Below are 18,011 nucleotides of genomic sequence, written 5' to 3'. Positions count from 1 at the left end.
CACATATTTTCGCGACGCACGTCACACACAGTTGCCACGTCCGGTATTTTCGAGCGGTCTGACGGCGTAATATCCAAACCTATTCGTTGGTCCCCCGACGAAGGGAGAGACAGATCTATGGATACAGCCGTCCACCTCGACGGGATCACCAAACGGTTCCCGGGTGTCGTCGCCAACGACGACGTGGACCTCGCCGTCGAGCGCGGGACTGTACACGCTCTCCTCGGTGAGAACGGTGCGGGAAAGACGACGCTGATGAACGTTCTCTACGGTTTCTACGATCCGACTGCTGGCCGCGTGCTCGTCGATGACGCGGAGCGATCGTTCGATTCGCCACGCGACGCGATCGACGCCGGGATCGGGATGATCCACCAGCACTTTATGCTGGTCGATCCGATGACGGTCACCGAGAACATCACGCTCGGCAACGAGCCGAAAAAGTGGGGCGGACTCGCGATCGATCGAGAGGCCGCCAGAGCGGCCGTCGTCGACCTCTCGGAACGCTACGGGTTCGACGTCGACCCCGACGCCCGGATCGAGGACGTCTCCGTCGGCGAACAACAGCGCGTCGAGATCCTGAAGGCGCTCTACCGCGGTGCGGATATCCTCATTTTGGACGAACCGACGGCCGTGCTGACGCCCCAAGAGGTCGAAGAGCTGTTCGAGGTGCTCGAAGAGCTGACCGCGCAGGGCAAGACGATCATCTTCATCACGCACAAGCTCGGCGAGGCGATGCGCGCGGCCGACGAGATCACGGTGCTCCGCGACGGCCGCAACGTCGGCACCGTCGTCGCCGACGAGACGACACGCGAGGGCCTCGCGGAACTGATGGTCGGCCGCGAGGTGCTCTTAGACGTCGACAAGCCGCCGGCTGAAACGGGTGACGTCGTCGCCGCCGCCTCCGACATCGTCGTCGAGGACGAGCGCGGAGTTCGCGCCGTCGACGGCGTCGGTTTCGAGGTGAGAGCGGGAGAAGTGTTCGGCATCGCGGGCGTCGACGGCAACGGGCAATCGGAGCTCATCGAAGCCCTGACAGGCCTCGAGAGCCCGGACGGCGGCCGGATCGAGTTCCTCGGCCGGGACGTCACCGACGACTCGCGGCGGAGCCGGATCGACGCCGGAATGGCGTACATCCCCGAGGACAGACAGGACCGCGGTCTCGTGATGGACTTCGACCTCGTCGAGAACGCGCTCCTCGGGAGCCAACACACCGCCGAGTTCGGCCCGAACGGTCGGATCGACTGGCCCCACACGCGAGAACACGCCGAGGAGATCATCGACGAGTACGACGTCCGCCCCCCGAACGCCGATTCGATTTCGGAATCGCTCTCGGGCGGCAATCAGCAGAAGTTCATCGTCGGCCGCGAGTTCGAGCGCGACCCGAAACTCGTCGTCGCGGCGCACCCGACCCGCGGCGTCGACGTCGGCTCGATCGAATTCATCCACGAGCGCCTGTTGGAACTCCGGAAGGAGGGCGTCGCGATCCTGCTCGTCTCCTCGAAACTCGAAGAGGTGCAGGGGCTGTCCGATCGGCTCGCCGTGATGTACGAGGGCGAGTTTATGGACGTCGTCGACCCGTCGGCGACGACCGAAGAGGAACTCGGCCTGTTGATGGCCGGCGAACGCCCCGAACCGGCGGATCCGGCGACGACCGAGACGGAACAGGACGTCGAGGCGTCCGCCGGAGGTGAACGCGCGTGACCGTTCGCGACCGCGCCCGCGACGTCCTCGAACGGCTCGCGACCGCGTCGGCGACCGAACGGATTCTGATCAGCACCGCGGCGCTCGTGCTCTCGATTCTCGTCGGAGCGGTCCTCGTGCTCATCGCCGGGCGGATGACGACGTGTACGGCCAACGAGGCGGTCTATTACTTCGGCACGGGGTTCTGTTATGACCCCGTCCTCGTCTTCGATCGGCTGTTCTTGGGCGCGCTCGGCAATCCGCAGAGCGGCGGCTGGTCGCCGGACGGACAGTTCTCCGTGACTCTCCGTGAGACGACGCTGCTGCTCTTTACGGGTCTCTCGGTCGCCTTGGCGTTCCGCGCGGGCATCTTCAACATCGGAACACAGGGACAGATGGTCGTCGGCGCGCTGGCGACCGCGCTCGGCGTCCTCTGGGTGTCGCCGCTCGTCTCCGGGGTCGTCGGCACGGTGCTTCTGATCCCGTTCGGAATTCTCGTCGGCGCGGTGTTCGGCGGGCTGTACGGCGCGATCCCCGGCCTGCTCAAGGCCTACGCCGAGGCCAACGAGGTCATCACGACGATTATGCTCAACTTCATCGCGACCGGGGTCGCGCTGTATCTCGTCAGCGGCGTCTTCAAGGACCCGAACAGCCCGGCGAACCAGACGGTCCCGCTGCCGGAGTACGCGCAGTTCCCGACCGTGCTCTTCGGTGGACAGCAGGACTTCTCGCTTATCGCGCTCGCCTTCGGCATCGTCGCGGTCGTCGGGCTGTACTACATCCTCGAATACACGGCGTTCGGGTACGACGTCCGCACGAGCGGGATTCAGCCCGACGCCGCGGAGTACGGCGGCGTCGACGCGGGGCGAACGATCGTCGCGAGCCTCACGCTCTCGGGCGCGCTCGGCGGGATCGCCGGCGCGATGTACGTGATGATGATCCTCGGGACGTTCCAGACGGGCGTTCCCGACTACGGGTTCGACGGGATCACCGTCTCGATCCTCGCGGGGAACAACCCGCTCGGTGTCGGTGTCGCAGCGCTGCTCTTCGGCGTCCTCAAGAGCGGCACGACGGTCGTGCAGTTCGCGACCGACGTCCCGCCGCAGCTCGTCGGGGTCCTCCGCGGGCTCATCATCCTCTTCGTCGCGATGCCGGAGTTCTTCCGGCTGATCGGCAAGCGGGTGACCGACGCGGGAGATAGGGTCGTCGCCACCGACGGCGGTCGGCCGGGGGGCGAGGAAGATGAGTGAGACCACGGCCGATTCAGTCGCCGGTCCAGACGAGGGGCTGTTAGAGCGCTATTCGTCGCGGGTACTCATCGCGGGCATCACGCTCGTCGCGCTCGCGCTGCTTCTCGTCGGCGGGTGGCTGTTCCCGGACTCGATCGTCGGAACCTTCGCCGACGTACTCACCAGCCGGAACACGCTTTCGGCGGCGCTTCGGCTCTCGGTCCCGATCGCTTTCGCCGCCTTGGGCGGCATCTTCTCGGAGAAGTCCGGTGTGATCAACATCGGCCTCGAAGGGCTTCTCATCATCTCGGCGTTCACCGCGATCTACGTCACCGACGTCACCGGAGGCGTCTGGATCGGGTTCGGCGGCGGTATCGTCGCCAGCGCGCTCTTAGCGCTGCTCTTCGCGGTCGTCACGATCGAGTTCCGCGCGGATCAGATCATCGCGGGGCTCGCCGTCTGGCTCATCGCGCTCGGGCTCGCGCCGTTCGCCTCGCAGGTCATCTACGGCGGCCCCAACACGCCGACGGTCGCGACGCCCGGGTCGATCTCGGTGCCGGTGCTCGCGGACATCCCGTTCTTCGGCGCGCTGTTCTCGGCGTCGCCCTCCGTGTACCTGCTGTTTCTGGCCGTCGGCCTCTCGTGGTACGTCTTCGAGCGAACCACGTTCGGTCGCTGGGTCCGCGCCAGCGGTGAGAACCCGAAGGCGCTGGACACGGCGGGCGTGAGCGTCACGCGCGTCAGATACGCTGCGGTGCTCATCTCCGGTGTACTCTCGGGGATGGGCGGGGCCGCGCTCTCGCTCGATCTCGGGCAGTTCACCGGTAACGGGCCGACGATGGTCAACGGGAAGGGATTCATCGCCATCGTCGCGTACCTGTTCGGCAACTACAACCCGATCGGCGCGTTCCTCTCGACGCTGCTCTTCGCGGGGCTCGACGCGATGCAGACGTTCCTCCAGTTGCAGGGCATCGGCGTTCCCCGTCAGCTCATCCGTATCACGCCGTTCGTCGTCGTGATCATCGTCCTCGCGCTCGTCGGCCGCACGCGGATTCCCGAGGCCGCGGGCGAGCACTACGAATCCGGCGAGGGGTGAGCCGGACTGCGGGACGGTCTCTGTCTGCACCGATTCCGGCGTCCCCGACCGAGGGATAAAGAGTTTTCCGGACGCACGCGAGAGACGGAACGATGAGTACCTCCCACGAGTACGACGTCGTCGTCGTCGGGGCGGGGACGGCCGGCTGCTACGCGGCGGCCACCGTCGCCCGCGAGGGCCTCGACGTCGCCATCGTCGAACGGAAGTCCGCCGAAGAGGCGGGCCACATCGCCTGCGGTGACGCGCTGAAGGGGGCTGACGCCTTCCCCGAAGCGATCCCGAAATCGCAGATCGAGGGCGCGTTCACGAACACGGGCGTCGACCACGGCCGATTCGAGATCCCCCAAGAGGACACGGTCCTCGAAATTCCCGTGCCGGGCGAGCTGGCAGTCATCGACCGCTGGGAGTACGGTCGCCTGATCATCGAGGGAGCCGAGCGGGCTGGCACCGAGTTCCACTACGACACCGTCGTTCAGGACGTCGTGCAGGACGACGACGGCACCGTCACCGGCGTCCGCGCGAAGACGAACGGCGAGGTCGTCGCGTTCGATGCCGACGTCGTCGTCGACGGCGCGGGTTCGCTCTCGATCCTGCAGGATAAGACCGATTTCTCGAACGCCACGTTCGATACGAACGTCTCCTACTCGCAGTTCTGTTCGGCGTACAGAGAGATCGTCGAAGTCCCAGAGCCCGTCGAGTGGGACGACGCGCTGGTCTTCAAACCGACCGAGCGAGCGGCCGGATACCTCTGGTACTTCCCGCGGACCGAGACGACGATCAACGCCGGCCTCGGCTTCCAGATGAACGAGGAACCGATGAAGCTCGTCGAGGACCTGAAGAGAGACCTTCGGAACCGACCCGAGTTCGAGGGTGCGACAGTCACCGACAAACTCGGCGCGGCGCTGCCGACCCGGCGTCCCTACGACTCGGCGGTCGCGGACGGCTTCGTCGCGGTCGGCGACGCCGCCGGCCACGTCAACCCTACCACCGGCGGCGGCATCGCCGGAGCCGCCTACGCGGGGACCTACGCGGGCCAGCAGGTCATCCGCGCCATCGGCGACGGCGACGTCAGCGAGGACGCGCTGTGGCACTACAACGAGCGCGTGATGGACCACTTCGGCGGGCGCTACGCCGGACTCGACGTGTACAACGTCCTCTCGACCGCCGTCGACGTCGACGACCTGATGGGACTTCTGGCCTCGCTTCCGGGCGAGAAGCTCGCGGAGGCGCTGTACTCCGGTACCACCTCGTTCGGTCCGGCGCTGGTCGCGAAGACCGCGAAAGACTCCTTCGGTTACTGGGGACAGATCCTCAATTTCTACAAGACGAAGAGCCTCGCGGACGAACTGATGGATCACTACGCCCGCTATCCGGGCCGACCCGAGGCGCTCGAAGTCTGGAAGGACCAGCGCGACGACCTGATGGACGACATCTACGCGGTCACCGGCGCGGATCCGAAGTACTGAGCAGTCGGACGCCGACGGCTCTCGCTCTCGGGGACGATCGAGGTATTCCGATGACCGGTGCTTTACTACCGAGGGAGTGCTACGGTGGAGTATGTCCATCGACACTGCTATCGACCGCATCGCGGAGGCCGAATCCGAGGCAAACGTACGGGATGACGACCGGGAGCAGCAATATGAGGTCTACGAAAAGACGTTCCGCGCTCTGGAAGACGTCACACCGGACGACAACGACGAGGGAATCGCCGTCGTGACCGACTGGATCATCGAGCGGATTCAGGCGACCCGGCAGCGTCCGAGTTCACGAACAGTCCGTCAGCGCGCCCGGCAGTACTGTCAAGAAAACGGATACGGGGTCAGCGACAACGATTGGCTCGGGAGGTAAAAACGAGTAGATCGATCGCACACAGGACCGCAAGAACGTCGCTGGCGCTTAGAATCGAGATCCAACAGAGACGGTAGCCATTCGAGAGCACGCAGTCTTCCGATCTATCAATATACAAGGCGAGTCCCTCGGGGCTTGACGAGGGAATTCACCGCCTCGATTCGGGCGTCCGTTGTAGAGTCTGCTCGCCAAGCGTCCCGGCAGATCTCCGTCGGAGCAGTGGGAAGATGCACAGCGACGTCGCGAGACAGACCGCGAACACCAGCCGCGGCGTCGTTTCGGTCAACAGGGTCGCCGGAATCACTAATCCGACGAGAAGACTCGATTAGGTGGCGAGAGTCGACCGGAAGCCGCGGCGAATCGTCATCGCGTGAGCGAAGTCGGCTTCGGAGAGAACACCCACGAGCGAACCTTCTTCGTAGACGAGGGCTTCGAAGCCGCCGGACTGGTTCAGCATCGCTAGCGTATCGAAGGCGTCGTCACCAGCCTCGACCCGCGGGATCTCCTCCATAATCTCCTCGACTCGCGTCGTCGCTCGGTCGCCACGACCGACCTTCCTCAGGTCCTCGAGCGTGACGGTACCGACCACCGAACCGGCGGCATCGGTGACGAGGTGAGTCGTCTGGCGGTCACGGAGCATCTGCTCTCCGAGTTCGTCGACCGTCGTGCCGGCCGAGATAGAGGCGGGATCGCGCGTCATAATGTCGCCGACAGCGATGCCTTCGAGCAGTTCGTCGAGGAGAACCGTCCGCGATTCGGTCGTCGCAGCGCCGTAAATGAACAGTGCCAGAAGCAGGAGAATGATCTGAAAGTTGAGAACGCCGACAATAGCGAACAGGAACGCGAAAGCGACGCCAACCCGAGCGGCGATCCGAGTCGCAGTTCCGTACGGGCGGGACCGAGCGAGGATCGCCCGGAAGATGCGACCACCGTCCATCGGGAACGCCGGAAGCAAGTTGAAGACCGTCAGTGAAACGTTGGTAATTGCGAGCCAGCCGACGACAAAACGGGTCACTTGCAACGATCGCGGGGTGATCAAGACGCCCGCATAGCAGACTACAGCGACGAGAACGCTCGCAATTGGCCCGGCGATAGCGATCCAGAATTCACGGTTCCATTCCTTCGGAAGGGTTTTCAGCGACGCAATTCCACCCAAAATCCACAGGGTGATGGACTCGATTTCGATGTCGTATCGGAGCGCAACCCACGAGTGACCGAGTTCGTGGAGCGTCACACTCACGAACAGCCCAACAGCTGCGGCGACGCCGATGATCCATGGAGTAGCGCCAGCTCGAAGGCGATCGATATCGAATCCGACACCGGTGAGACCTTCGATAAATCCCGCGTACAGCTCGATCTGTTGACCGCTTCCGATCAACCACGCGAGGATCGGGAGGAAGATCAACAGCGACGTATTTATCCGAATCGGGATTCCCCATATCTCCATTACGGTGTAACTTCGCATACAACCTATTGATAAGCAGTATCCCGAAAACAGTGGCGATTCACGGGGTTAACTGTTGATTGGAAACCGAAGTCAGAGCCGGCGTAGGAGAGCAGTATCTACGGCACCCAACGCCCGGGAGCACACGCGCACTCAGTTGCAATGGATACGATAGAACCCGCCGTTGATTCCTCCGAGAAGCGGTTCAGCGGACCTGACTCGGACTATCGGAGTCGAGCGACCGTTTGATCACCCCGTTCCTCGACTCGGACGAGGCCGTCATCAGCGAGATCTGAAAGTAGGTCTCGAAGCCACTCTCGCCCGTGCTCACCGTCGGGAGTGTAGTCCACGCGGATTCGGTGGCCGAGCGTGTCCAGATCCATTTCGTCGTGTTCGCCGAGGAGTCGAACGATCCGCCCGCGGAACTGCCGGCGGCTCCCCTCGAAACTCGGTTGGGTCGGAACGTCGGGCGCGGTGAAGTCACCGATCTGGTAGGCGTGACACCACCGTCGCCACGGGCAGCCCGCCTCGTCGCACCGGGGGGTCTTCCCGCAAGCGACGCCGCCGAGTTCCATTATGGCGTTGTTCCAGACGCGAGACTCGCCTGCGGGCATCAGTTCCGCAGCCACGCGCTCGAATTCCGAATCGTCGTCTTCGACGTCGAAGGCCCGATAGAAGAGCGGTATGATGTAAGTGAGAGCGAACATGCCCGGGAGCTTGGGCGTACTGTCGCGGACCTTCAGGACTGACGCGGTTATTCTGCCTTTTCGAGGAACGAGACGAACTCCGTTTTTCCGATACCTTCGGTACTGACGAGTTCGTCGTGTTCAGCACGGGTGACGGATTTAGTGAGGAAGTCCGTACAAAGTTCGGTGTGCACATCCCCATAGTGCGCGTACGCTTCTGAAAGTAAAATCGACGTCGTACTCTGCAAGAAGCTCTCGATGCTATTCTTCCGCACAATGGTGGGCGCGTTCGCAACGGTTTCGTAGTCTGGATCGCCTGCATTATGGTTTTCTTCAAACCGCGCTAGTCATTCGCTGTGTTTCAGGGTGGAAATCCTGCGGAGTTATGAAGCTACATTTACTTGTAAGTGCACAATGGACTCTCTTCCGCCCAAAATTCGTGTTCTCCACGTCGATGATGAGCCGGAGCTAGCGGAACTCACCGCAATTTATCTTCGTCGGGAAGACGACCGCTTTGTCGTCGAATCAGCGACGAGCGTGAGTGAAGCCCAAGAGATGTTTTCAGTACGTGAGTATCACTGTGTTGTCTCAGATTACGATATGCCTGGACAATCTGGACTTGACTTTCTCACTACACTCCGCGAAACACATCCTCGAATCCCGTTCATTCTGTACACAGGGAAGGGGAGCGAAGAAGTTGCGAGTGATGCGATCTCTGCTGGAGTAACTGACTACCTCCAGAAGGAAACAGGATCCGGTCAGTATGCGATTCTCGCTAACCGAATCAAAAACACCGTCGCCAGCTACAACGCACAGGACTCGATCCGAGAGACAAAACAGCGGTTCGCAGAACTCGCAGAGAACTCGGAAAACGTCCTGTACAGTTTTACTGGGGATTGGAGCGAATTACTCTTCATCAACTCCGCATTCGAGGATATCTGGGGGATCCCGGTCGAAGCACTCGATGAGTCCCCTGAGGTGTTCCTCGAACACATCCACGAGAACGACCGCAAAATGGCGAGAGAGTCGATGGAGAAGTTGGCGAATGGGGCCCCTGACGAGATCGAGTACCGTGTGATGAATCCGGAGCAGGGGCTTCAGTGGGTGCGCGGACAGAGTAAACCGATCTTTGGTGACGACGGGTCCGTCGTCAGGATCGTTGGCTATGTACAAGACATCACGGAGTACAAGGAGGACCACGGGCTCCACGTCATCGAAACTGCGACTGAAGGGATCAGCCTCGTTGAACCTGATGGCACGTTCTCATACGTGAACCCTGCGTTCGCCACGCTCTTTGAGTACGAGCGGTCAGAGCTCGTCGGTCGGTCGTGGAAACAGCTCTATCACAACGAGGAAGCGGAACGGCTCGAACACCGTATCCTTCCAGATGTCGCAGAGACTGGGTACTGGAGCGGTGAAACCGTTCGTCTCACCAAGCACGGAGATCGGCGTATTACTGATCACCGTTTGGCACAGACTGAGAGTGGGAGCATCGTGTGCACGGCCCAAGACATCACCCGAGAGCGGAGAGCAGCATCGAAGCAACACGGGGAGTTCTACTACCTCTTTGAGGAAGCAGCTACGAGCACGTTCTATACCCTCGACCATGAGGGCTACGTGACCCGGTGGAACGACAGAGCTGAAGACGTGCTCGGGTATTCGGTCGAGGACTGTCTCGGAACACATCTCGGTGCTTTCCTCTCCCCAGACACGGCCGGTGGACAGCGTGCAGAGGAACTTATCGAATCTGCCCGGACTGACGGAGAAGTCACAGCAGAACTGGAGTGGACGCGAGACGATGAGAGTACGTTCACAGCCACAACGACCATCGTCGCAAGTTACACGGCGGCAGGAACACTTCGTGGATTCGGTGTCGTGCTCGCACCGGTCGATGCACCGACGACACCCGCGTAGCGGTCAGTCAACAATTTCAACGTCGATAAACTCGAAGCGTGCGCCGCCGGACTGTTCTTCGGTCAGTTCAATCGACCAGTCGTGGCGCTTGGCGATACGAGTGACGATGGTAAGACCGACACCGTTCCCACCATATCCGGTCGAAAAGCCGTGCTCAAAGACATCCTCGCGCTTCTCCTTGGGGATGCCTGTTCCCGTGTCTTCGACGTAGAATCCGTCCTCGATGGGGCCGATTCTAATCGTGACGTCGTCGCCGCCGTGACCAATTGCGTTCCGGAACAGATTCTCAAAGAGCGCCTGTAGCTGTCCGCGATCAGTTCGTATCTGGAGGTCGGAAACCTCCAAGGTCGCGTCACGGGTATCGACCATTTCCCACGCGCTCTGTGCGACTGTGTCGAGACTCGCTGTCTCAGACGGACCTGGAACGTCGTTCGACTGGGCGAGCGTCAGGAGGTCCTGTGTGAGGTCGTCGAGGCGTGTGAGTGTCTCTTCAACCTTTGTCAGATGCGCTGGGTCACCGGTTTCTTGATACAGTTCCAAGTGGCCGGTAGCGATAGAGAGGGGATTCTGCATATCGTGTGAGATCATACTCGCAAACTGATCGAGGCGCTCGTTCTGTCGTTCTAGCGCGGTTGCAGTTTCACGTTCCTGCGTCACGTCCTGCGTGGCGAGGACACCGTACGTGTCGCCGTCGATCTCCGCGGGTTTGGTCTCGATGTGGTGAACGCGGTCGTCGTACTCAATGTCGAAAGAGCGTGGTTCGCCTCGAATAGTCGCACGTAATTCTGGTTCGAGACGGTTAGCGGTGCGTTCGGGAAACAGGTCGTGAATGGACTGACCCAAGAGTTCGGTCGCCTCCATTTTCGAGAACGGGAGGACCTCGGGGCCGACGACACGATACCGCAAGTCGTCGTCGAAGAGAACGAGAACACCGTTCGGAAAGTTCTGAATAAGCGCCTCCATAGCCTCTTGTCCGGGAGATATCTGTGTCGGGGGGTCCGGCATTTGAGTAGTACGTACTATGCGTGTAAGTACGAATAATCTTCCGAGAATCGCCTCAGGAGATGTACTTTGTCCCTCCTCGATTCTCGGCAGATTTGGACTCCGGTAGACAGGCCGCTGAAACGGGCTCGTATTAGCCGCCTCAGGACCGCTATCATTGGGTTCGATCAGACTACCGGAGTTGAGTAACTGTCTGACCGTTCCGTTCCTCGATCTGGACGAGACCGTCGTCAGAGAGGTCCGAAAGGAGACCTCGAAGCCACTCGCGGCCGTGCTCACCGTCGGGTGTGTAGTCTACGCGAATTCGATGGCCGAGCGTGTCGAGATCCATCTCGTCGTGTTCGCCGAGGAGTCGAACAATCCGTCCGCGGAACTGTCGCCTGCTCCCCTCGAAGCTCGGCTGGGTGGGCACGTCGGGTGCGGTGAAGTCACCAGTCTGGTAGGCGTGACACCACTCGCGCCACGGGCAATCCGCCTCGTCACAGCGCGGTTTCTTCCCACAGGCGACGCCGCCGAGTTCCATAATCGCGTTGTTCCAGATTCGGGACTCTCCGGCCGGCATAAGCGCGTTCGCAACGGATTCGTAGTCCGGATCGTCCGCATTATGGATTTCTGCAAACGCGCGGTACAGCACCCGCTTGACGTTCGTGTCGACGACGGCGTCCCCGTTGTTGAACGCGAACGACGCGACCGCATTCGCGGTGTAGGGCCCGACGCCCATCAGCTCGGAGAGTTCGTCGGGCGTGCGCGGGAACTCGTCGTCGTACTCCTCTCTCACCTGCCGGGCGGCCTCGTGGAGGTACTTCGCGCGGTTGTTGTACCCCAGCGAGTGGTCGCTCCAGAACGCGACGACGTCAGCGCGCTCGGCAGCGGCGAGGGCTCCGGCGGTCGGCCACTCATCGAGGAAGTCCCGCCACGCGCTGACGACGCGGTCGAGTTGCGTCTGCTGGCTCATCACCTCGGAGACGAGGATCTCGTAGGGGTCGTCGGTCTCGCGCCACGGGAACGCGCGGTGGTCGTCCTCGTACCACGAGATCAGGGCCTCGCGGACAGCATCGACGTCGTCGGCGTCGAGGTCCACGTTGTCCCCGTCGATCGCCAGCCCCTCGCCGTCAGTCATTACCGGAGCGTGGGACCGCTGGGATTTGTGAATTCTGGTCGCGGCTCGCGTGCTGTTCACTCCCGATACCGAGGCGAAAGTCGTTTGCCCCCGTCGCTCGATTCACTGAGGTATGAGCCTCGACGAACTCACGGAAGACGTACAAGCGGCCTACGGCGACGTCGACGAGGAGCAGTCAGTCTCCCTCGATCGCGAAACCCGCCACGAACTCGCGATGCTTGCGGCTGCGTTCGGGACCGATGACACCGACGAACTGCTGCGGCGCGCCGTTCACCTGCTGTTCCAGACGACCGTCGACCGCGGGACGCTCGATTTCCACCTCCGACAGGGGTACGACGTTACCTACGACGAGTATCTGTCAGGGATGACCTTCGAGGAGATGACCGGCCAAGACCAGTACCCTTCGCGCGACGACGAGCGTCGATACCAGATGTAAGCACGTCCGAGTAGACGTGAGCGTCTCCGAAGCACGCAGGGGAAGCGCTGGACGCGCGGACGAGCGTTTATATAGGAAAGAGGGGCCAGCATCCCCGTGATCTGACGCTCGCCCCGCGTCGTTCGCGGTTGCTCGGCACGTCGACGCGGGAAGCGGTGACGACAGCGCGAGCGATGGCGGAGAGGAACGTCGTCGCGAGTCGCCGGCGGTGTGTCGACTGCTCGCCCTTTCGACTCGGTTCCAGAGCGGTGAGCTTTATTCCCCGGAGTCACCGACACTAGGTATGGACACTGACGAGGTCGAACGACGGATCGAGGAGGCAATTCCGGACGCCGAGGCGACGGTCACGCTCCCGCGCGTTCCCGACGAAGACCACGAAGACGCCCACTTCGCCGCCGTGGTCGTCTCGCCGGCGTTCGAGGGAAAGACGCTCGTCCAACAGCACCAGCTGGTCTACGACGCGCTCGGCGACGCGATGACGACCGAGATCCACGCGCTCGAAATGAAGACGTTCACGCCCGAGGAGTACGAAGGTCGGTAGCGACGTCGATCGAGAACGGAACCTCTGTACCGTCTGTCTCCGAGGGCGCTAGCCGAAGTACCGCTCGAACTCCCGGACGCTCTCGTCGGTACCGGCAACGACGAGGCTGTCGTCGACGAATATCTCCGTCTGCGGCCCGACGTCGGTGACGACGTCACCGTTCCGCTCGATGGCGACGATCGTCGCGCCGGTTTTCGCTCGGACGTCGGCGTCGCCGACCGCCTGCCCGACGATCGCTGGTGCCTCCATTCGGACGACCTCGACCTGCTGGTCCAAGGAGAGCACATCCCGTCCCTCCAGCACGCGCGATGCGATCATCCGACCCGTGACCGTCGCCAGCGAGAGCACGTAGTCGCCGCCGGCGCGGAACGTCTTCGGGATGCTCCCGCTCTCGTTCACGCGGGCGACGACTTCGGCTTGGGGGACCAGATCGCGGATCACGAGCGTCGCGAACTCGGTCGTGGTGTCGTCGGACAACGCGAGCACGACCGTTTGCGCGTCTTCGATCCCCGCTTCGACGAGCGTCTCGGGTTCGGTCGCGTCGCCGACGACGTCGACACCGCCTTTCTCCACCAGATCGACCACCGTGTGCGAGATACCGGCGTCGTCGAGTGCGGCGGTGACCGTCCGGCCGACCTCGCCGTAGCCGATGACGATCGTCTCTCCCGTCCCGAAGTGTCGGATGCCCGCTCGGGTCATCGAAACGAGCGCATCCAGCTGCGCTGGACGCCCCGAGACGAACAGCACGGTTCCCGCGGGCAGGGATTCCTCGGGGGAGAGAACCGCATTGAACTCGCCGTTGATCCACGCGCCGATCACGTTGACGCCGGTCTTCTCTCTGATCCCGCTCTCTGCGAGCGTGTTCCCGGCGAGGCGACTCCCGTGATGGATCGGCACTTCCGCGAGTTCGAGGTGCTCGCCGATCTCGATCGCCTCGTCGATCTCCGCCCGGAGCGATGCCGTCACTTTCGCGGCGAGGCTCTCCCCGAGCAGCGACCGCGGCGACAGAACCTGATCGGCCCCGGCTAGCCGATGATACTTCGACCGATCGGGTTCCTCGACGACGCTGAGGACCGAGACGTCCTCCGCTACTTCCTTCGCGGCGAGAACGATGCTCGCGTCGACCTGATCGTCGCCGTCAGCGACGAGCGCCCGGGCGTCGGACAGACGGGCGTTCGAGAGGCCCTCCGTCGACTCGGGGTTCGCCCGAATCACGCGGTGCCCGTCCTCATAGAGCGCCGAGGCCGTGTCGCGATCGGGTTCGACGATCACGTACGGCACGTCGTAGGAGTCGAGCTCGGCGGTGAGAGCGTCGACTCGCGGCGTGTACGTGCAGATCACGACGTGGTCGGAGAGCGCCTCGTCGACGGCCGTCGGAATCGTCGTCGAGAAGGCGTCCTCCAGAAACGGCGTCGCCAACACCGGCAGCGCCCCGAAGAGGAGTGCCATTCCGACGAGGTCCATCACGATGATGAAGACGTTCATCTGCGGGCTCTCCCACGGCGAGTCGCCGCCGAACCCGGTCGTCGTGAACATCTCGACGACGACCTGCAGAGAATGCAGAAACGAGACCGGATCCGACTCGTAAGCCCGCATTCCCCACTGGTATCCGAGCGCCGTGAGAAACATCACTCCGACCAGAAAGCCGGCGTATCCGACGACGCGTCGTTTCCACGTGTTCACGCTTCAACGCCTGTCGGCGCAGTAGCTTAAACCGTCTGGCTCCGCGTTGACGGGTCTCTCGGCGTCCCGAAGGCGAGCGTCGAACCGACGGGTTTTACGCGCCGGCCGCTCGTCGATTCGGATATGTCCGACGACGAGTACCGCATCGAGCGGGACAGCCTCGGAGAGATGCAGGTGCCGAGAGACGCCTACTGGGGCGCACAGACCCAACGGGCGGTCGAGAATTTCCCGATCTCGGGGATCGCGTTCGGCCGCCGGTTCGTCCGGGCGCTCGGGGTCGTTAAGAAGGCGGCCGCACAGGCGAACAGCGACTTGGGCCTCGTCGACGACGACGTCGCGGACGCCATCGTCGAGGCCGCAGACGAAGTCATCGCCGGCGAGCACGACGAGCAGTTCCCCGTCGACGTCTTCCAGACGGGCTCCGGGACGTCCTCGAATATGAACGCCAACGAGGTGATCGCCAACCGCGCCGCCGAAATTATGGGCGAGTCGATCGGAGACCGCGTCGTCCACCCGAACGACCACGTCAACTTCGGGCAGTCCTCGAACGACGTGATTCCGACCGCGATGCACGTTTCGGCGCTCGAAGCGGTTCAGAAGGACCTGATTCCGGCGCTCGAAACGCTCGCCGAATCGCTGGCGGCGAAAGAGGCGGAGTTCGACGGCGTCGTCAAGACCGGTCGGACCCACCTGCAGGACGCGACGCCGATTCGACTCGGCCAGGAGTTCGGCGCGTACCGCACGCAGGTCGAGAAGGGGATCACCCGCGCCGAAAACGTCAGCGACCACCTCGGCGAACTGGCGCTCGGCGGGACCGCGGTGGGGACCGGGCTCAACACCCATCCGGAGTTCCCCGAGCGCGCCGCCGACTACATCGCCGCGGAGACCGGCCTCGACTTCCGCCCGGCCGACAGCCACTTCGAGGCGCAGGCCGCTCACGACGCGATGAGCGAGGCACACGGCGCGCTCCGGACGGTCGCAGGCTCGCTGAACAAGATCGCCAACGACCTCCGACTTCTGGCGTCGGGACCGCGGAGCGGCCTCGGCGAGATCGAACAGCCCGAGAACCAGCCCGGTAGTTCGATTATGCCCGGGAAGATCAACCCCGTCGTCGCCGAGGCGGTCAATCAGGTCCACAAACAGGTCGTCGGAAACGACGCCGCGGTCGCCGCGGGAGCGGCCGAGGGGCAGATCGACCTGAACCTCTACAAACCGGTGCTCGCGCACAACTTCCTCCAGTCAGCCGAGTTGCTCTCGAACGCCAGCGAGGTGTTCGCAGAGCGGTTCGTCGCGAAACTCGAAGCGAACGAGGAAGTCTGTGAAGAGCAGGTCGAGCGCTCGATGGCGCTCGCGACGGCGCTGAACCCGACAATCGGCTACGACAAGGCCAGCGAAGTCGCGAAGACGGCGCTCAAAGAGGACAAGACGGTCCGAGAGGTCGTCGTCGAGAAGGGATACCTCAGCGAGGAAGAGGCCGACGAGGTGCTCGACCCCGAGTCGATGACCCACCGCGGCATCCTCGGCGACGACTGAGGCCGAACCGAAGACGACTGATACCGAACGTACGCTTTTGCCCGTGCGTTCGTATACGGGTGTATGACGGGTCCGAAGCCACGGGAGCTGCTGGCCGTCGTCGATCGCTTTCCGACGCCGCCCGAATCCGAGCAGTTCGAGCGCGCTGACGAACTTCTCGACGGCACGTACAGCGCGATAGCCGGTTCTTGGTACCGAGAGCTACAGCGTCGGTCGGCGGCGTACGCCGACGGTGAGGCCCTCCGCGAATCGGTGCTCGAACACGTCGAATCGGTGCCGTCGTTCCGACTCTCGGAGGGAGCGACCCCGCTGACGCAGCGGCGAGACGCGCTCGCGAGCGCGGCCGAGACGCTCGATTCGGTGGCTGCGGTCTCGACGTGGTACGCGGACTTGCGGGCGCTGTTGGCTGACTCTCGCGGCTCGCTGTCCCCGTTCGAACGCCTCCTCCACGACTTCGGGTACGGACTGGCGCACGTGTTGTTTCTCGGGGCGTCCTCGCCCGAACAGGTGGTCCGGCGGTTGCGCGCGGCGTACCGGACCGTCGGCGTGCGAATCGACGCGACCGAGTCGGAGGACGGGACCGAGCGGACCGCGTTCACCTGCCCGTACCGGAACGTCGCGGCCGGTGCGTGCGGGAAGCGGTGGGTCTGTCACGAGAAGCTCGACCGCGTCGACGACGGGTACGTGACCTACTTGGAAACGCGCGGCATCGACTATCAGCGGCCGCGTGGCTGCGCCGGTTCCGAGCAGTGTTACTCGTCGGTCGCCCACGACGGACCCCGGCAGTGGTGGCCGAAGACGTCGCCCGAGGAGGTCGGGGTGCGGCCGTGAACCCGTCCGACGGAAGCGAGGACCGCCCCTCGTTCGACCCCGAATCGGCCCGCCGGATTATGCGCGAGTACGGCTCGTGGGCACCGGTCTACGACTGGTTCGCGCGAGCGACGGCGTCGATCGGCGGCGTCCGCGCCGGCTGCGTCGCGGCGCTGGATCTCGAACCGGGCGACACCGCCGTCGACTTCGGTTGCGGTCCCGGCGTCAACCTCCCCGCGCTTCGGGAGGCTGTCGGCCCCGACGGGCGGGTCGTCGGCGTCGACGTCACCGAGCCGATGCTCGAACGGGCGCGGGGACTCATCGAGCGACGCGGCTGGACGAACGTCTCAGTCGTTCGCGGCGACGCGACGCGGCCGCCGATCTCGCGGGCCGACGGCGTGCTCGCCACGTTCGTCACGTCGCTGTTTCCGGACCCGTACGCGGTCGTCTGTCGGTGGTGCGAACTCGCGGACGCCGTGGTCGTCGCCAACTTCGCCCCGCACGGCGGTCGCGTCGCTAACGCCGCCCTGCGCGCGTTCGCCCGGATGAACGCCCGGCTGTTCGATTTCGAGGTTGGCGATCCGCTCTGCCAACTCGCCGAACGCACGGAGGCGTGCCGCCGCGCGCTCGCGGACTGTCTGGATCGGGTCGTCTCTCGGGATTACGTGTTCGGTACGATCCGACTGCACGCCGGGTACTCGTAGGAGCTATCGTGAGCGGAGCCATCGGTTGCGTTCGCGAACCGATACGTTGATAGCTCGATCCGTCGAAATCCGACGTATGCAGGGTCTTCAGTACAGTCGCGACCAGGGTCGCGACCTCCTCGAATGCCGGCACTGCGGGGCGACGTTCCCCGAAGGCAAAGCGACGACCGACGGCTGGCACTACGCCTGCCCCGAATGTGAGGGGGCCAGCGGCATCGGCGACGGGCTCCGGCGGCTGTAGTCTGGACCGGCTGTAATTCTGGGCCGCCGCTCGCGAGTCGTCGC

The 18,011-nt window shown here is 63.5% G+C and carries 17 protein-coding genes and 1 pseudogene; 12 read left to right on the top strand and 6 right to left on the bottom strand.

Annotation, left to right across the window (positions count from 1 at the left end):
• The first annotated feature begins 117 nt into the window (after positions 1-117).
• From U5919_RS07450 to U5919_RS07430, 5 genes are all read left to right on the top strand, one after another.
• On the top strand, positions 118-1,701 hold the full coding sequence (locus tag U5919_RS07450) for an ABC transporter ATP-binding protein (RefSeq protein ID WP_336023205.1): 1,584 nt from the start codon (positions 118-120) through the stop codon (positions 1,699-1,701).
• A complete protein-coding gene (locus U5919_RS07445; RefSeq protein WP_336023204.1) occupies positions 1,698-2,930 on the top strand; it encodes an ABC transporter permease in 1,233 nt (410 codons plus the stop codon). The genes U5919_RS07450 and U5919_RS07445 overlap by 4 nt, the downstream gene beginning before the upstream one ends.
• Complete coding sequence (locus tag U5919_RS07440) at positions 2,923-4,005, top strand: ABC transporter permease (RefSeq protein WP_336023203.1); 1,083 nt, start codon at positions 2,923-2,925, stop codon at positions 4,003-4,005. Before U5919_RS07445 ends, U5919_RS07440 begins: the two co-directional genes overlap by 8 nt.
• 92 nt (positions 4,006-4,097) lie before the next feature.
• On the top strand, positions 4,098-5,471 hold the full coding sequence (locus tag U5919_RS07435; protein ID WP_336023201.1) for a geranylgeranyl reductase family protein: 1,374 nt from the start codon (positions 4,098-4,100) through the stop codon (positions 5,469-5,471).
• Positions 5,472-5,562: 91 nt separating this feature from the next.
• Entirely contained in the window at positions 5,563-5,853 is a 291-nt protein-coding gene (locus tag U5919_RS07430; protein ID WP_336023199.1) for a hypothetical protein, read from the top strand.
• A 325-nt stretch (positions 5,854-6,178) separates the two neighbouring features.
• On the opposite strand, the gene U5919_RS07425 is transcribed toward U5919_RS07430, so the two are convergent.
• The 3 genes and pseudogenes from U5919_RS07425 to U5919_RS15995 all read right to left on the bottom strand — a co-directional run bounded on the left by U5919_RS07425 (position 6,179) and on the right by U5919_RS15995 (position 8,258).
• On the bottom strand, positions 6,179-7,318 hold the full coding sequence (locus tag U5919_RS07425; protein ID WP_336023197.1) for a site-2 protease family protein: 1,140 nt from the start codon (positions 7,316-7,318) through the stop codon (positions 6,179-6,181).
• A gap of 203 nt (positions 7,319-7,521) precedes the next feature.
• Positions 7,522-7,974 (bottom strand): annotated as a pseudogene (locus U5919_RS07420) (HhH-GPD family protein); the annotation flags it as partial.
• Positions 7,975-8,051: 77 nt separating this feature from the next.
• The gene (locus U5919_RS15995) at positions 8,052-8,258 is read right to left on the bottom strand and encodes a DUF8172 family protein (RefSeq protein ID WP_486617189.1); all 207 of its coding nucleotides are present in this window, start codon (positions 8,256-8,258) and stop codon (positions 8,052-8,054) included.
• 139 nt (positions 8,259-8,397) lie between these two features.
• Between U5919_RS15995 and U5919_RS07415 the strand changes: the two genes are divergently transcribed.
• Positions 8,398-9,897, top strand: coding sequence for a PAS domain S-box protein (locus tag U5919_RS07415; protein WP_336023195.1), 1,500 nt, complete (start codon positions 8,398-8,400; stop codon positions 9,895-9,897).
• A 3-nt stretch (positions 9,898-9,900) separates the two neighbouring features.
• Here the strand turns inward: U5919_RS07415 and U5919_RS07410 are convergent, their stop codons facing one another.
• Both U5919_RS07410 and U5919_RS07405 read right to left on the bottom strand, forming a co-directional pair.
• Complete coding sequence (locus tag U5919_RS07410; RefSeq protein ID WP_336023194.1) at positions 9,901-11,178, bottom strand: sensor histidine kinase; 1,278 nt, start codon at positions 11,176-11,178, stop codon at positions 9,901-9,903.
• Positions 11,072-12,019 carry an HhH-GPD family protein gene (locus tag U5919_RS07405; RefSeq protein WP_336023193.1) on the bottom strand — a complete coding sequence of 316 codons (948 nt, stop codon included), beginning with the start codon at positions 12,017-12,019 and terminating at the stop codon, positions 11,072-11,074. Before U5919_RS07405 ends, U5919_RS07410 begins: the two co-directional genes overlap by 107 nt.
• 112 nt (positions 12,020-12,131) lie before the next feature.
• On the opposite strand from U5919_RS07405, the gene U5919_RS07400 reads away from it, so the two are divergent.
• Both U5919_RS07400 and U5919_RS07395 read left to right on the top strand, forming a co-directional pair.
• Positions 12,132-12,455, top strand: a complete 324-nt coding sequence (locus U5919_RS07400) for a ribbon-helix-helix protein (RefSeq protein WP_336023192.1) — start codon at positions 12,132-12,134, stop codon at positions 12,453-12,455.
• 283 nt (positions 12,456-12,738) lie between these two features.
• Positions 12,739-12,996 carry a BolA family protein gene (locus tag U5919_RS07395; protein ID WP_336023190.1) on the top strand — a complete coding sequence of 86 codons (258 nt, stop codon included), beginning with the start codon at positions 12,739-12,741 and terminating at the stop codon, positions 12,994-12,996.
• Positions 12,997-13,044: 48 nt separating this feature from the next.
• Here U5919_RS07395 and U5919_RS07390 read toward each other — a convergent pair whose 3' ends face one another.
• Entirely contained in the window at positions 13,045-14,679 is a 1,635-nt protein-coding gene (locus tag U5919_RS07390; RefSeq protein WP_336023189.1) for a potassium channel family protein, read from the bottom strand.
• Positions 14,680-14,802: 123 nt separating this feature from the next.
• On the opposite strand from U5919_RS07390, the gene U5919_RS07385 reads away from it, so the two are divergent.
• The 4 genes from U5919_RS07385 (at position 14,803) to U5919_RS07370 (ending at position 17,967) form a co-directional block, all read left to right on the top strand.
• On the top strand, positions 14,803-16,212 hold the full coding sequence (locus tag U5919_RS07385; protein WP_336023188.1) for a class II fumarate hydratase: 1,410 nt from the start codon (positions 14,803-14,805) through the stop codon (positions 16,210-16,212).
• Positions 16,213-16,275: 63 nt separating this feature from the next.
• Positions 16,276-17,043: a hypothetical protein gene (locus U5919_RS07380; protein WP_336023187.1), complete on the top strand. Its 768-nt coding sequence runs from the start codon at positions 16,276-16,278 to the stop codon at positions 17,041-17,043.
• A complete protein-coding gene (locus U5919_RS07375; RefSeq protein ID WP_336023186.1) occupies positions 17,040-17,726 on the top strand; it encodes a class I SAM-dependent methyltransferase in 687 nt (228 codons plus the stop codon). Before U5919_RS07380 ends, U5919_RS07375 begins: the two co-directional genes overlap by 4 nt.
• Positions 17,727-17,802: 76 nt before the next feature.
• Positions 17,803-17,967 carry an HVO_2901 family zinc finger protein gene (locus U5919_RS07370; protein WP_336023185.1) on the top strand — a complete coding sequence of 55 codons (165 nt, stop codon included), beginning with the start codon at positions 17,803-17,805 and terminating at the stop codon, positions 17,965-17,967.
• Positions 17,968-18,011 lie beyond the last annotated feature (44 nt).

The sequence above is a fragment of the Halobellus sp. LT62 genome (assembly GCF_037031285.1).
In the GTDB taxonomy this organism is placed as follows: Archaea; Halobacteriota; Halobacteria; order Halobacteriales; family Haloferacaceae; genus Haloquadratum; species Haloquadratum salinisoli.
The sequence above is the reverse complement of the archived record's forward strand: the minus strand, read 5'-3'. Positions and strand labels throughout refer to the sequence as shown.

Excerpts from the sequence above, each read along its gene's own strand:
- U5919_RS07450 (WP_336023205.1), top strand. The coding sequence starts at position 118 with ATGGATACAGCCGTCCACCTCGACGGGATCACCAAACGGTTCCCGGGT.
- U5919_RS07440 (WP_336023203.1), top strand. The coding sequence starts at position 2,923 with ATGAGTGAGACCACGGCCGATTCAGTCGCCGGTCCAGACGAGGGGCTG.
- U5919_RS07435 (WP_336023201.1), top strand. The coding sequence starts at position 4,098 with ATGAGTACCTCCCACGAGTACGACGTCGTCGTCGTCGGGGCGGGGACG.
- U5919_RS07430 (WP_336023199.1), top strand. The coding sequence starts at position 5,563 with ATGTCCATCGACACTGCTATCGACCGCATCGCGGAGGCCGAATCCGAG.
- U5919_RS07425 (WP_336023197.1), bottom strand. The coding sequence starts at position 7,318 with ATGCGAAGTTACACCGTAATGGAGATATGGGGAATCCCGATTCGGATA.
- U5919_RS07415 (WP_336023195.1), top strand. The coding sequence starts at position 8,398 with ATGGACTCTCTTCCGCCCAAAATTCGTGTTCTCCACGTCGATGATGAG.
- U5919_RS07405 (WP_336023193.1), bottom strand. The coding sequence starts at position 12,019 with ATGACTGACGGCGAGGGGCTGGCGATCGACGGGGACAACGTGGACCTC.
- U5919_RS07400 (WP_336023192.1), top strand. The coding sequence starts at position 12,132 with ATGAGCCTCGACGAACTCACGGAAGACGTACAAGCGGCCTACGGCGAC.
- U5919_RS07395 (WP_336023190.1), top strand. The coding sequence starts at position 12,739 with ATGGACACTGACGAGGTCGAACGACGGATCGAGGAGGCAATTCCGGAC.
- U5919_RS07385 (WP_336023188.1), top strand. The coding sequence starts at position 14,803 with ATGTCCGACGACGAGTACCGCATCGAGCGGGACAGCCTCGGAGAGATG.
- U5919_RS07380 (WP_336023187.1), top strand. The coding sequence starts at position 16,276 with ATGACGGGTCCGAAGCCACGGGAGCTGCTGGCCGTCGTCGATCGCTTT.
- U5919_RS07370 (WP_336023185.1), top strand. The coding sequence starts at position 17,803 with ATGCAGGGTCTTCAGTACAGTCGCGACCAGGGTCGCGACCTCCTCGAA.